This is a genomic window from Inhella inkyongensis, assembly GCF_005952805.1.
Taxonomy (GTDB): domain Bacteria; phylum Pseudomonadota; class Gammaproteobacteria; order Burkholderiales; family Burkholderiaceae_C; genus Inhella; species Inhella inkyongensis.
In genome coordinates, this window is the sequence record NZ_CP040709.1 from 2,969,171 (window position 1) to 2,981,687 (window position 12,517).

General features: G+C 66.4%; 12 protein-coding genes and 1 tRNA gene. 7 read left to right on the forward strand and 6 right to left on the reverse strand.

All coding sequences use genetic code 11. The annotated features are described in order from the left end of the window. The first annotated feature begins 85 nt into the window (after positions 1-85). Genes FF090_RS14050 through FF090_RS14060 form a run of 3 tightly spaced genes read left to right on the forward strand, consistent with a single transcriptional unit; the run spans position 86 to position 2,272 of the window. Positions 86-868, forward strand: a complete 783-nt coding sequence (locus FF090_RS14050) for a sterol desaturase family protein (RefSeq protein WP_138857314.1) — start codon at positions 86-88, stop codon at positions 866-868. Continuing rightward, positions 865-1,890, forward strand: a complete 1,026-nt coding sequence (locus FF090_RS14055) for an MBL fold metallo-hydrolase (RefSeq protein ID WP_217502990.1) — start codon at positions 865-867, stop codon at positions 1,888-1,890. Before FF090_RS14050 ends, FF090_RS14055 begins: the two co-directional genes overlap by 4 nt. A gap of 4 nt (positions 1,891-1,894) precedes the next feature. After that, positions 1,895-2,272, forward strand: coding sequence for a VanZ family protein (locus FF090_RS14060; RefSeq protein ID WP_138857316.1), 378 nt, complete (start codon positions 1,895-1,897; stop codon positions 2,270-2,272). On the opposite strand, the gene fahA is transcribed toward FF090_RS14060, so the two are convergent. Then, positions 2,242-3,564, reverse strand: a complete 1,323-nt coding sequence (fahA, locus tag FF090_RS14065; protein ID WP_138857317.1) for a fumarylacetoacetase — start codon at positions 3,562-3,564, stop codon at positions 2,242-2,244. The two genes, FF090_RS14060 and fahA, sit on opposite strands and share 31 nt — an antisense overlap. Beyond that, a complete protein-coding gene (gene hmgA, locus FF090_RS14070) occupies positions 3,561-4,865 on the reverse strand; it encodes a homogentisate 1,2-dioxygenase (RefSeq protein ID WP_138857318.1) in 1,305 nt (434 codons plus the stop codon). The genes fahA and hmgA overlap by 4 nt, the downstream gene beginning before the upstream one ends. An 86-nt stretch (positions 4,866-4,951) precedes the next feature. On the opposite strand from hmgA, the gene FF090_RS14075 reads away from it, so the two are divergent. Next, the gene (locus FF090_RS14075) at positions 4,952-5,701 is read left to right on the forward strand and encodes an IclR family transcriptional regulator (protein ID WP_138857319.1); all 750 of its coding nucleotides are present in this window, start codon (positions 4,952-4,954) and stop codon (positions 5,699-5,701) included. A 12-nt stretch (positions 5,702-5,713) separates the two neighbouring features. Here the strand turns inward: FF090_RS14075 and FF090_RS14080 are convergent, their stop codons facing one another. The 3 genes from FF090_RS14080 to FF090_RS14090 all read right to left on the reverse strand — a co-directional run bounded on the left by FF090_RS14080 (position 5,714) and on the right by FF090_RS14090 (position 8,690). Continuing rightward, positions 5,714-6,454 (reverse strand): N-acyl amino acid synthase FeeM domain-containing protein, encoded by a 741-nt coding sequence (locus FF090_RS14080; protein WP_138857320.1) that lies wholly within the window; start codon positions 6,452-6,454, stop codon positions 5,714-5,716. Positions 6,455-6,612: 158 nt separating this feature from the next. Then, entirely contained in the window at positions 6,613-7,353 is a 741-nt protein-coding gene (locus FF090_RS14085) for a SapC family protein (protein ID WP_138857321.1), read from the reverse strand. Positions 7,354-7,406: 53 nt separating this feature from the next. Then, the gene (locus tag FF090_RS14090; protein WP_138857322.1) at positions 7,407-8,690 is read right to left on the reverse strand and encodes a hemolysin family protein; all 1,284 of its coding nucleotides are present in this window, start codon (positions 8,688-8,690) and stop codon (positions 7,407-7,409) included. 165 nt (positions 8,691-8,855) lie between these two features. Between FF090_RS14090 and FF090_RS14095 the strand changes: the two genes are divergently transcribed. Together FF090_RS14095 and FF090_RS14100 are read left to right on the forward strand one after the other, a co-directional pair. Continuing rightward, positions 8,856-9,677: a symmetrical bis(5'-nucleosyl)-tetraphosphatase gene (locus FF090_RS14095; RefSeq protein WP_138857323.1), complete on the forward strand. Its 822-nt coding sequence runs from the start codon at positions 8,856-8,858 to the stop codon at positions 9,675-9,677. 271 nt (positions 9,678-9,948) lie between these two features. Next, positions 9,949-10,036, forward strand: a tRNA-Ser gene (locus tag FF090_RS14100). 103 nt (positions 10,037-10,139) lie between these two features. Here FF090_RS14100 and FF090_RS14105 read toward each other — a convergent pair. After that, a complete protein-coding gene (locus tag FF090_RS14105) occupies positions 10,140-11,666 on the reverse strand; it encodes a hypothetical protein (RefSeq protein ID WP_138857324.1) in 1,527 nt (508 codons plus the stop codon). Positions 11,667-11,847: 181 nt separating this feature from the next. On the opposite strand from FF090_RS14105, the gene FF090_RS14110 reads away from it, so the two are divergent. Continuing rightward, the gene (locus FF090_RS14110) at positions 11,848-12,447 is read left to right on the forward strand and encodes a PEP-CTERM sorting domain-containing protein (RefSeq protein ID WP_138857325.1); all 600 of its coding nucleotides are present in this window, start codon (positions 11,848-11,850) and stop codon (positions 12,445-12,447) included. The last annotated feature ends 70 nt before the right edge of the window (positions 12,448-12,517 follow it).

Sequence of the window (12,517 nt, forward strand, 5' to 3'; positions counted from 1 at the left end):
TGCGTCAGAGTCAGTCGACACTGGCGCGTTTTCATAAATTTCTGGAACGGCGCCAGCCTAGCATGGGCCTCCTCAAGGAGACGTGATGCCCCACTGGTTGCAGGCCTGGCTGGCCACCTATCAGGACCCGATGTTCTGGCGCTTCCCCATGACCGGGCTGGCGGTGAGCACCGGAGCCTTTCTGGCCTTTGCCCTCCCCTTGACGGCGCTGGCCGCCTGGGACCCAGTGGTCCTGCGCCGCTACAAGGTGCAGACCGCGCCCTTCGAGGTCCGCACCTGGCTCTGGCCCTCGCTGCGGCAGTTGGGCCTGAACGTGGTCACCGTCGCCCTGCTGTTGACCCTGAGCTGGCCCGTGCTGCGGCTCTCAGGCATCCACGACGGGCCATGGCCCGCCTGGTGGATGGTGCTGGCCCAGCTGGCCTTTTGCGTCCTGCTGGATGACTTTCTGTACTACTGGATGCACCGCGGCCTGCACCGCCAACGCTGGCTCTTGAAGCATGTGCACAGCCAGCACCACCGCATCCGCCAGTGCTGCGCCATCAATGGCAATTACATGCACCCACTGGAATACGCCGCCACCGGCGCCCTGGCCTTGGTGGGGCCGCTGCTGCTGGGCATGAGCCTGCCGGTGCTCTGGGTCTGGCTGGTGCTGCGCCAGTTTGAGGCTGCCGACGGCCACAGCGGCTATGTCTTTCCCTGGAACCCCGGCCACCTGATTCCGCTCTATGAGGGCGCGGGCTATCACGACTTTCACCACGCCAAGTACCAGGGCAATTACGCCGGCTTCCTGCCCTATCTGGACCGCTTCTTCGGCAGCTATGCCAAGGGCTATCTGCAATGGCGTGCAGAGCGCCACAAGCCCGCATGAAACCCATCCACACCCTCACCCCAGCCTGGCAGCGGGCCACGCCCATGGATCAGCTGCGGGCCTTGCGCCGTGCGGCCTTGGCGCTGCGCGAAGAGCTATTGGATGAACCTGCCCTGCCCTTTTATCGCAGCCTGGATCTGATCCGCCTGCCCTACCCGACCTATTACGCCTACTCCGGGGTATTCGCCCAGCAAGGCTTCAAGTTCCCCTTCGTGCAGTTGCAGAACCGCGTGTTCGTGCTGCGTTACGTCGACTTCGAAGGCCGGGCGCGGGTGCTGCTGTTCTCACCCTCCGATCACCAGGCCAACCGCGCCACGCCCTTCTTTGCCGAGCTGGCGCGCAGCCTGCCCGAGGCGCTGCATCCCTGGGTGGCACCGGTGACGCGCAGCGTCGAAGAGGCCCTGACCCTGGCAGGCGTTCGCCCCGAAGAGGTGGACTACCTGAGCTTTGACCATCTGCACACCCAGGACCTGCGCCGCTGGCTGGGTCCGCAGGCGCTATTCCCCAAGGCCAAGCTGCTGGTGCAGCGCGCCGAGTGGTTGTCGGTGCAGGGCTTGCTGCCTTTGCAGGCGCAGTGGTATTGCCCGCAGGGTTGTGAGGGTCTGAATGCAGCGCGCATCGAGCTGCTGGATGGCAGCGTGCGGCTGGGGCCTGGCCTGGCCCTGATCCACACCCCCGGGCACACGGCGGGCAACCACTCGCTGGTGGTGCGCGCCCCCGACGGCCTGCGAGTGACAAGCGAGAACGGCGTCAGCGCCGACTGCTACGCCCCCGAGCATTCGCGCAGCAATGCGCTGCGCCGCTTCGCGCAGCGCACCGGGCAGGAAGTCATCCTGAACGGCAACACCCTGGAGGGCAGCACTGCGCAATACCAGTCCATGGTGCTGGAAAAGACCCTGGCCGGGCCGGCACCCGACACCGAGTTCCCCTACTGCGTGCCGTCGAGCGAGCGCTGTGCCTTCTGGGCCTTCCCGGGCGAGCCGGTGAGCCATTTCTTCGGGGAGCGTGGCTGGGGACAATGAGGGCATGTTGCCTACGCCTCTACTTACACCGCCCCAAGCCCGCGCCCTGCTGGCCCTGCTGCTGACCGTCATCAGTTTCCTGGCCCTCTGGCCCATCACCGAGCAATTGCCCGGCACCGGGTGGGACAAGGCCAACCACTTGCTCGCCTTTGCCGCCTTAGGCGCCTGCAGCCGCTGGGCCTGGCCGCGCGCGCCCTGGCTCCTGCTGGCCCTGGCGCTACTGGCCTACGGTGGCCTGATCGAGCTGCTGCAGACCCAACTGCCGCCGCGCAGCGGTGAGTGGGTGGACCTGCTGGCCGATGGGCTGGGCGCCCTGCTCGGCCTGGGTTTGGCACAGCTTCAGAGACGACTTCAGCTGCGAGTGAGCGCCGGCAGGATCTGACCCGCACAGGGGCCGAAGCCAATGCGGCGCGCACCCGCGCGTTCGGCCCAGGCCTTGAGCTGCAGTTCGTCGCCGTCCTGCAAGAAAGTGCGACTCTCGCCGCCTTCGAGCGCGATGGCCTGACGCCCGCCCTGGGTCAGTTCCAGCAGCGAGCCGGCCTGCTCGGGCAAGGGTCCGGAGATGGTGCCGGTACCGAGAAGGTCGCCCGGCTGCAGATTGCAGCCATTGCTGGCGTGATGGGTCAGCAGTTGGGCTGCCGTCCAGTACATGTGCTTGGCATTGCTGTGCGCCAGGCGCTCGGCCGGCAACTGAGCGGCGCGTCGCGCGGCGGTACTCAGATGCACTTCCAGGTGCACGTCCAGCCCCCCGCCCACCTCATTGGCCGCGCTGCTGAGATAGGGCAGCGGCTGCGGGTCGTCGGCACTGCGCTCCAGCGGGCAACGGAAAGGTGCCAAGGCCTCCATCGTCACGATCCATGGGGAAACTGTGCTGCCGAAGTTCTTCGCTAGGAAGGGGCCGAGCGGCTGGTACTCCCAGGGTTGGATGTCACGCGCCGACCAGTCGTTGAACAGGCTGACACCAAACAGATGGTCCTCGGCCTGGTGGATGTCAATGGGTTCACCCAGCGCATTGCCCTGCGCCACCCACAGGCCCAATTCGAGCTCGTGGTCGACGCGTTGACTGGGGGCGAACTGCGGCTGCTCGTCGTTCGGCCCCTTGCGCTGGCCCCAGGGGCGGCGCAGGGGTGTGCCACTGACCACCACGCTGGACGCGCGGCCGTGGTAGCCAATCGGCACCCATTTGTAGTTGGGCAGCAAGGGGTTATCGGGGCGGAACAGCTTGCCCACCGTCACCGCGTGGTGGATGCCGGCATAGAAATCGGTGTAGTCGCCGATGCGTGCCGGCAGGCTGAACTCCAGGAGGCGAAGAGGTCGCAGCGCGGCTTCCAAGCTTGCCTGCTGCGGGCTGCCGGCACGCAGGGCCTCAAACAGCGCATGGCGCAGGGCCAGGCGCGCCGCCTTGGGCTGGGCCATGAAGGCGTTCAGATCGCCGCGCGCCAGCGGCTCCAGCAACACCTGGATGGCACTGCTCCAGCGTCCGCGCTGGGCCGCGAGGGCCAGGTCCAGGGCCTGGTCACCGATTCCGACGACGATGCGCCAGTCCTGATGGCTGCCGGCCGAGCGCGCGCGCGCATAGGGCAGGTTTTGCAGCGGGAAGTCGCTGCCGTCGGCATTGGCGCTGGTGACCCAGCTTTGGGCGGCGGGGTCGTGGGTGAAATCCAGGGCGTTCATGGCTTGCTCGCGTCGAAATGGTCGGCCAGGCCGACCCAGCATTGGTCGTAGGTGGTTTCCAGCGGCGCCTCGTGCAGGGCAAACGGCGTGGGGCGCAGGCGCATCCGGGTCTCGAACATGAAGGCCAGGGTGTGGTCCAGCTTGTGCGGTTGCAGCGCCGCGCTGCTGGCGCCGGCAAAGGCCTCGGTATCCGGCCCGTGGGGCACGAAGGCGTTGTGCAGGCTGGCGCCGCCAGGCTTGAAGCCCTCGGGCTTGGCGTCGTACTGGCCATAGACCAGGCCCATGAACTCGCTCATCACATTGCGGTGGTACCAGGGCGGGCGGAAGGTGTCTTCAGCCACCATCCAGCGCGGCGGGAAGATCACGAAGTCGCAATTGGCCCAGCCCGGGGTGTCGCTGGGCGAGGTCAGCACCGTGAAGATGCTGGGGTCGGCGTGATCAAAACTGACGGTGTTGATCGTCATGAAGCGCCGGGTGTCGTACTTGTAGGGGCACAGATTGCCGTGCCAAGCCACCACATCGAAGGGACTGCGCGGCTGGGTGCAACGCCACAGGCGGTTGTCCTGCTTCTTGATCAGCTCGTAGGGCCGGTTTTGTGCTTCGTCGGTCTCGAAGGCGGCCACCGGGGCCAGAAAGTCGCGCGGGTTGGCCAGACCGTTGGAGCCAATCGGGCCCAGTTCGGGCAGGCGAAACGCGGCGCCATGGTTCTCGCACACATAGCCGCGCACCGGACCTTCCACTTCCACCTTGAAGCTCAGACCGCGCGGAATGACCACAATCTCTCCCGGCTCCACGCGCAGGCAGCCCAGTTCGGTGCGCAGATTCAAGGCGCCCTGCTGCGGCACGATCAGCATTTCGCCATCGGCATTCATCAGCGCGCGGTCGCCCATCGAACGGTCGGCTACATAGAGGTGCACGGCGATGCCCAGGCCGGCATCCGGATCCCCATTGACGGCATAGCTGCACAGGCCATCGACAAAGTCGCGCCCCGGCTGACCCCAGGGCAGCGGGCCCCAGCGCAAGGGCTCGGGCGCACTGGGCTCCACCTGGGCGGTCCCGCTCAGCCAAAGCGGCTGCTCGTAGGGCGTGTAGCGAGCTGTCACAACGGAGGGTTGGCGTCGGTACATCCAGGTGCGCAGATTGCCGGCCCGCGGCGCCGTAAACGCCGCCCCCGACAACAACTCGGCATACAGCCCATAGGGACAGCGCTGCGGGCTGTTGCGCCCCACCGGCAAGGCACCCGGCAGGGCCTCAGTGGCGTGCTGGTTGCCGAAACCACTCAAGTAGCTGAAGGAATCCATGAACTTCGGGGGCGCCAAGAGCGCCACAGGCGGAAGGAGCGGGAATTCTGCCATTGCAAATAAATTCGTCTATATAGAATTTGGCCATGAGCGAAAAGCAAGCCGGCGGTCGCGGCATTCAGAGCATCGAGGTGGGGGGCGCGCTATTGCAAGCCCTGGCGGCCGCCGGACGGCCGCTGGCCCTCAAGGATCTGGCGTTGGCGGCCGGCATGACGGCGGCCAAGGCCCACCCCTACCTGGTCAGCTTTTCGCGCCTGGGCCTGGTGGAGCAAACCAGCGAAGGCGCACCCTATGCCCTAGGGCCCTTTGCGCGCAGCCTGGGTTTGATCAGCTTGCAGCAGGATGCCCCGCTACAGCGCGCCAGTGCCGAACTGGCGGGCCTGGCCCAGGCTCTGGACATGACCGTCGGCCTGGCGACCTGGACCGAGCAAGGCCCCATCGTGCTGCGCGTGGCCGAGCCGCCGGGGCCGGTGCACCTCAGCCTCAAGCTGGGAGCGGTGTTGAGCCTGAGTCAGAGCGCCAGCGGGCAGGTGTTGTCGGCCGCCATTGGCTGGGATGGGGTGGCGGCGTTGTGGCAGCGGGCCGAGCCGACGCTGACCGAGGCCGAAGTGAAGGCACGCCTGGCGGCCGTACGCCGGCAAGGCTGGGCGCGCAGCGATGAGAGTCTGGTGCCGGGCGTCAGCGCGCTGGCCGTCGCCCTGGGCACGCTGGGCGCTACCCCGCTGCGCCTGGCCTTTGTGGCGCTGGCTCCACGGGAGTGGATGGATGCCCGCCTGCCCGGGGTGGTGCAGGCCTTGCAACAGGCGGCGCAACGTTGCGCGCCGGCTGCCTCATAAGCAGAGGCTGAATCAGCCGCGCAGGGCCAATTGGCGCAGCAGGTCCGGCTCTTCGTCGGGTCCGTAGACCAAGGGATAGATGCACCGCACCTTGGAGGCCAACTCGGGCCGGCCGCCGTACAGCTCGACCTGGTCCTGCACTTCCTCAAGGTCCAGCATCATCAGCACGGCCGGCGCATTCACATGGGGATTGATGCGCTCGCCCGAGAGCACCTTGGCGCCCAGCATGCGGCGGTAGAAGGGCACATGACGCGGGTGCACTTCAAACACCAGCGCTTCGGCCCCCGAGAGACGGTAGGCCACCATATGGGCCTGGTGGAACAGACGGGCCAGCACCTGCTTCGATTCGGTGCCACCCTCCACGGCAAGGCGCGTGAACTCGCACAGGCGCAGACCGCGGTCGCGCAGGGCTTGCATCTCGTCGGGGAACACGGTGTCGGCCGACAGACCCAACACGCCATCCATGCGCACCGAAAGGGTGCCGACCAACTCGCCGTTCTCGTGCACCTGCAGGGTGCTCAGGCCGGCATCGCCGCGATAGCCCTGCGGCTTGACGCGCAATCCGCGTTGACCGTAGCGCCGGCCAACCAGGGCCTGACTGGTGCGCCAGCTGGCCAGCGAGCGCACCCGCTCCACGCTGTAACCCGAAGCGGCCGATGAGCGCGGCTCCGGCGACAGACCCGCAAAGCCCGAGGCCGCCCACTGGCTGGCTTCGAACCCGGAACCCATGCTTTCGACAAACGATTCGCTCATCACACCCTCTTCAGGAATCCCCCCCAAACTGGGGGGAGGGGGCGCAATATAGCGGTCGGTCCTTGAAAAAGGGATGACAACTCACTAGGGCTTACACCTGAAACAACAAACCATTACAAGTGCAGGCCCGAGCGAATCAAAGAACTCGAAACAGCTTGTTACTTGCCAATACGTTTCGCAGCAAGACGGCGCATATTGCCCATCGACATGCGATGCATTTCGATCACTTGCAACACGCCACGACGGTGCCAGTCCAGCACCACCTTGTCGTCCAGCTTGGCGAACTTCTCTTCGTTAACGGCCAGGAAACCCTCGACTTCGATCTTTTCGCCATTGGGCAGCTGGGCCTCGAAGCGCATGCCTTCCAGGATGTCGGCTTCGTCCAGCATCTCGCACAGCGCGCGGGTGCGCTGGGTCTCGGCTTCGTAGTTGTCCAGGAACTGCAGGGCCGACTTGGTGAACTCGGTGGGCTCGCCCTTGTCGTCGAACAGGGCCTCGCCCTCGGTGGTCGAGAAACCTTCCCACTGCTCGTCCATGCAGACGGCGACCTGATCACCGCCGTCCACACCGGCCATGGCGAAGGGGTAGCGACGCACATAAGCGGGGGCGTACTCGGCGTCCCACTGGCCGTCGGCCTTCAGGAACAGGTTCTCGCCCTGCTTCAGGCCCAGCACGGCCAGAGGCATCAGGGGGGCGGGCTTGCCGTCCTTGCCCTCTCCGGCACGCACGAACACGATGGGGTATTCGCGGCAGCTGTCAGCAAACTCGATGACATTCAGGAACACCGAGTTCAGTTCCGCGGCCTGCTTCAGGCCGCCCACATCGCTGCGCACGCGCAGATTGCGGTGTTGCACACGGTCCAGAGCGACCAGGCTGCGGTACATGGGGGGGAATTTCATGGGGTACTTTCAAAGAGATGAATGCCGATGGGGCTGGGCGCCCCGGCTTGAGGTCAGGAAAGGCGTGTCACCAGCACCTTGTCCACACGCTTGCCGTCGAGGTCCACGACCTCGAAACGCCAGCCCTCCCACTCCACCGCGTCGGCTGTGCGCGGCAGGCGGCCCAGCAGCAGCATGATCATGCCGGCCAGGGTGTTGTAGCGCCCGCGCTCTTCCTCGGGCAGTTCCTTCAATTCCAAACGGTCCTTGAGCTCCGGCGCCGGAATCAGGCCATCGATCAACCAACTGCCGTCGCCACGCGGCGTGGCCCAGGCCTCGCCGTCCGAGGGCGCATTGAACTCGCCGGCAATGGCCTCCAGCAGGTCACGCAGCGCGATCACGCCCTGCACCTCGCCGTACTCGTCCACCACAAAGACCAAGGGCGCGTCGCTGGCGCGGAATTGTTCCAGCAGTTCCATGCCGGACAGGGTCTCAGGCACAAAGACCGGCGGCACCACGCTGCCCACCAGATCCAAGGCTTCCCCTGAGAGCGCGCGCGCCAGCAGGTCTTGCGCCGACACCAAGCCCAGCACATCCGACAGATCGCCGCGGCACACCGGGTAGCGGCTGTAACCATGCTCCCGCAGCACCGCCAACACCTCGGCGGGGCTGGCCTCGGCGTCCAGCCAGGCAATTTCGGCGCGCGGAATCATCATCGAACCGGCCTGGCGCTCATCCAGCCGGAACACATTGCGCACCATCTGGTGTTCGCTCTCTTCAATCACCCCGGCGTCCAGACCCTCTTCCAAACTGGCCGCAATCTCTTCGGTGGTGACGCTGCGCTGCCCCATGTCCTTCAGGCCCAGCATGCGCAGCGTGGCCTCGGTGCAAAAGGACAGCAGGCGCACAAAGGGGCGGGTCAGGGCCGAGATCAAGTCCATCGGCGGCGCCACCCGGCGCGCGATCAACTCCGGATACAGCTGACCCAGGCGCTTGGGCACCAATTCGCCAAACACGATGGTGACAAAGGTGATGCACACCACCACCAGGCCGGTGGCGCTCAGGTTTGCGGCCTTCTCGCCCAGCGAGAACTGATGCTCCAGCCAGGTGGAGAGCGGCCCGGCAAACGCGGCCTCACCGACGATGCCATTCAGCACCCCGATGGAGGTGATGCCGATCTGGATGGTGGAGAGGAATTTGGTCGGGTTATCGTGCAGCGCCAGGGCCGCCGCGGCGCCCGACTCTCCGGCTTCCACCAGCACCTGCAGGCGGGCCTTGCGGCTGGCCGTCAGGGCCATTTCCGACATCGCAAACCAGCCGTTGAGCAGAATCAAAAACAGTAAAAGCGCGGTATCCATTCAGCCAAGCGCAGCGCGCCTAAATAACGAAGCGCCGGCAGGCGGCGCGCGCGGCATTGTCTCAGCCCGCTCAAGCCGCGCCGCCTGCGGGTTCTCCCGCCCCCAGTGAGTGCAGGGCCGCCCCGAGCTCACTGCCCCCTCGGGGGGCGCTGACAATGCGCCCCTATGCACTGGTTGATTGGTGATTTACAAGGCTGCGACGGCGCCCTGGGCCGACTGCTCGACCAGATCGGCTACTCGCCCTCTCGCGACCGCATCTGGCTGCTCGGCGATCTGGTCAGCCGCGGCCCCGACTCTCTTGCCACCCTGCGCCGCGCCGCCGCCCAGGGCTTCGACGCCGTGTTGGGCAACCACGACCTGCACCTGCTGGCCGTGGCTGCCGGCGTGCGCAAGGCCAAGAAGAGCGAGCACCTGGACGCTCTGCTGCAGGCACCCGACCGCGATGAACTGCTGGGCTGGCTGCGCCAACGCCCCCTGGTGGCCGAGGCAGAGGGCTGGCTGCTGGTGCACGCCGGGCTGCTGCCGCCCTGGCGCGCCGCCGATGCGCTGGGCCACTCGGCCGAGGTGCAAGCCCTGCTGGCCGACCCGCAAGCACTGCAAGACTTCTGGCCGCAGATGTACGGCAACCACCCCGACCGCTGGGAGCCCAGTCTGCAGGGCGTGGACCGCCTGCGCCTGATCATCAACACCTGCACCCGGCTGCGCTTTGTCCATGCCGATGGCCGCATGGACTTCGAACTCAAGGACGGCGCCGATACCGCCCCTCCTGGGCTGATGCCGTGGTTCGAACACCCCGAGCGCCAAAGCCTGGGGCAACCCATCGCCTTCGGCCATTGGTCCACCCTGGGATTGATGAACCGGCCGGACCTGCTGGCACTGGACACCGGCTGCGTCTGGGGTGGCTGCCTGAGCGCCGCCCGCATCGACGGCGGACGGCGCGAGATCGTGCAGGTGCGCTGCGAGCAAGTTCAAAAGCTCGGCGCATGAGTGACAATGCGCGCCCTTCGCGGAGGCTTGGGGGAGTGGTTTAACCCAGCAGTCTTGCTCAAGCTCCGCGAGGAGCTTGCGCCGAAGGGCGGCTTGCAGCGCAAGCTGACCGTAGGCAAAACTGCCGCAGCAGTTCAATCATCTGCGGAGGCTTGGGGGAGTGGTTTAACCCAGCAGTCTTGCTCAAGCTCCGCGAGGAGCTTGCGCCGAAGGGCGGCTTGCACCGCAAGCTGACCGTAGGCAAAACTGCCGCAGCAGTTCAATCATCTGCGGAGGCTTGGGGGAGTGGTTTAACCCAGCAGTCTTGAAAACTGCCGGCTCGCAAGGGCCCGTGAGTTCGAATCTCACAGCCTCCGCCAACTGAGTTCGGCAAAGACCGCGCAGCGGGCTTGGACGCGACGCCTGTCGCGGCAATCTCACAGCCTCCGCCAAACAGCCTTCGAACAGAGCTGTCCGACGGCCTCAGCGCCCCACTCTTTCCCTCACCCACCCCAGCGCTGCCGCAAACGGCAGCGCGGATCGCGGCCGATAGGCGCTACGCCACAGGCCGCCGTGGCAGGCTTGATCCATGATCAGTTCATAGGGGTGCGCCAGGGCGATCTGCGGATCGCTCGGGGCGCGGTCGGTGCGCAGGTCATGCACCCACAGGGCGGCCATCAGCGCGTTCGTGGTCTCGGGCTGGAAGACTTCGATGCCAAAGGCCGAGGCGCCAGCAAAGCCGGCCGCCAGCGCCGGGTTCTTGACCACCGAACCGGTGGTGGTGCTTGGCGCCACGTTCAGACTGACCCGGTGCCCATGCGAACGCGCCCACAGCGCCCGCCACTGCTGCAGACGTTTGGCCAACGCGTAGTTCGGGCCCTGCTCCAGGATCAGGCTGTCCGCCACGCCATAGCGCCGCCCCTGCGGCCCGGCCAGCAACTGGCCCACATTGGCATGGAAGAAGCGCTCGCCCGCGGCCAGGCGCAGGGGCGACTGCAGGCCGCGCGACAACAGCGGCCTCTGCCCATAGGCGGCCTGGGCGGCCAGCGCCGCTTCTTCAGGGACGGCATAGACATCGGTGGGCGTGGCCAGATAGGCCAGGCTGCTGGCGGGCTGGGCGCTGAGCAACTGCGAGGCCACCATGTCCATCGCCAGCGAAAGACGCACATGGCGCTCGCCATCCAGATAGCCCAGGGCGGCCAGGTCCATGGGGCGCCCGAAGCCGCGCAGCCACTGCGCCACGCGCGGAGCCTCGCGCAGCAGGTCCACACCGGCCGCGGCCATCCAGTCCACGGTGTGGCCGCTGGCGCGCAGTGGCAGGTGCAAGGTGGCATTGCCCACCAGAACCAAGTCGGAGATGCGGCTCCAGACGTCGGCGCGATCCACATCCACCGCGTACAAATTGGCGCGCCAGCGCGCCAGCCAGCGCAGCGGGCCAGCCTCGCTGGCCGCCCCCAGCAGGGCCAAGTGCCGATCTGACAGATCGAACCACTCAGGATGGCGCACGCAACGACCCAGCGCACGCGCGGCCGAGGGCTCGATGACTCCGGCCTCGACCCAACGCAACAGCTGCTCCAGCAGGGCATCGCCCTGAAGGTGGCGGCCCTGATAGGGCACATGCCAGGGTTGCGGCGAAGGGGCGCCCGCACCGCGCAGGGTCAGGGTGCTCAGCGACTCGCCCTCGGGGCGCTCCAGGGCCTGGACCAGGCCCTGCTCCGCGCCCGCCCTGCTTTGCCAACGCAGGGTCTGCCAGGCGGCCTGCAGGCCGGCGCTAGCACTGGCCAGGGCCAGGTCCGGCCGCGCCAGGCCCCCCTCAACCAGCGCGCGGAAGTAGTCCGGATAGCGGCGTCGCCAGTGGCGCTCGGCCTCGGCGGCCTGGGCCAAACGACCGAGATTGAGGGCCCGCAGCGCAGCGGCGACGATGCGCGCACCGGCGGCCGTACTGCTGCGCTGGCCCTGGGCATCGGATGGAAAAACCAAGCCAGTCTCTGGATATGGGGGCGTCGTCATGGCGCGAAGCTTAGCGAGCCTGGGTCAGGTCAACGATCCGACTTCGACCTGCAAGGACTGTCGGAAAAATTGACAGCGCAGACTTCGTTAAGCAAAACAGTGCCTAAATTCAAGTATTTACGCAGGTGGCATGTGACTTGCTCTACAGGCGGGTTTGCTTCTCAACCCTGAAGGACACCCCATGAAAAAAGTGTTGCTCGCCCTTTCCGTCTTGCTGGCTGGTGCCGCTCAAGCCCTGCCGGTGAACCTGACTGAGGACTTCGAAGCCTCCTTCCCGACCTGGGAGTCCGGCTGGTTGGGCAGCAATTCGAATCTGCGCAACTACTACGGAGTGGGCCAGGGCCGGGGAAACAATCCGGACGGCCTGTGGATCCACGACAACGGGCTGGATGCCAGCAACAACTCGCTGATTCAGTTCGGCGCTGGCTTCGGTGCGCAGATCACCCATTTCTCGATTGACGTCACCACCTTTGTGCAGGGTGCGCTGTTCGAGGCCTATGACATGAGCGGTCAGCTCCTGAACAGCTCGGCGATTACCGTGATGGGCGGCGCCTTCACGGACCCCGGCAACTACCAGACCATTTCCTTCAGCAGCACCAATGGGGTGTCGCGCTTCCGGATCAGCAACCCGACCAACGGCATCGAGGGCAACACCTCGATCGACAACGTGGCTGTCACGCTGAACGGCAACACGCAGCATGTGCCGGAACCCGCCACGCTGGCACTGACCGGCTTGGGCCTGCTGGGCGCCGGCTTCGCACGCCGCGCACGCAAGGGCTGAACCCCGACACACCGCAGCTTCGGCCTGCGGCGCTTGGGATCAACAGGGAGCCTTCGGGCTCCCTGTTTAC

Bases quoted from the DNA above. Each gene is read 5' to 3' on its own strand.
- FF090_RS14050 (WP_138857314.1), top strand. From the start codon at position 86: ATGCCCCACTGGTTGCAGGCCTGGCTGGCCACCTATCAGGACCCGATG.
- FF090_RS14055 (WP_217502990.1), top strand. From the start codon at position 865: ATGAAACCCATCCACACCCTCACCCCAGCCTGGCAGCGGGCCACGCCC.
- FF090_RS14060 (WP_138857316.1), top strand. From the start codon at position 1,895: ATGTTGCCTACGCCTCTACTTACACCGCCCCAAGCCCGCGCCCTGCTG.
- fahA (WP_138857317.1), bottom strand. From the start codon at position 3,564: ATGAACGCCCTGGATTTCACCCACGACCCCGCCGCCCAAAGCTGGGTC.
- hmgA (WP_138857318.1), bottom strand. From the start codon at position 4,865: ATGGATTCCTTCAGCTACTTGAGTGGTTTCGGCAACCAGCACGCCACT.
- FF090_RS14075 (WP_138857319.1), top strand. From the start codon at position 4,952: ATGAGCGAAAAGCAAGCCGGCGGTCGCGGCATTCAGAGCATCGAGGTG.
- FF090_RS14080 (WP_138857320.1), bottom strand. From the start codon at position 6,454: ATGAGCGAATCGTTTGTCGAAAGCATGGGTTCCGGGTTCGAAGCCAGC.
- FF090_RS14085 (WP_138857321.1), bottom strand. From the start codon at position 7,353: ATGAAATTCCCCCCCATGTACCGCAGCCTGGTCGCTCTGGACCGTGTG.
- FF090_RS14090 (WP_138857322.1), bottom strand. From the start codon at position 8,690: ATGGATACCGCGCTTTTACTGTTTTTGATTCTGCTCAACGGCTGGTTT.
- FF090_RS14095 (WP_138857323.1), top strand. From the start codon at position 8,856: ATGCACTGGTTGATTGGTGATTTACAAGGCTGCGACGGCGCCCTGGGC.
- FF090_RS14105 (WP_138857324.1), bottom strand. From the start codon at position 11,666: ATGACGACGCCCCCATATCCAGAGACTGGCTTGGTTTTTCCATCCGAT.
- FF090_RS14110 (WP_138857325.1), top strand. From the start codon at position 11,848: ATGAAAAAAGTGTTGCTCGCCCTTTCCGTCTTGCTGGCTGGTGCCGCT.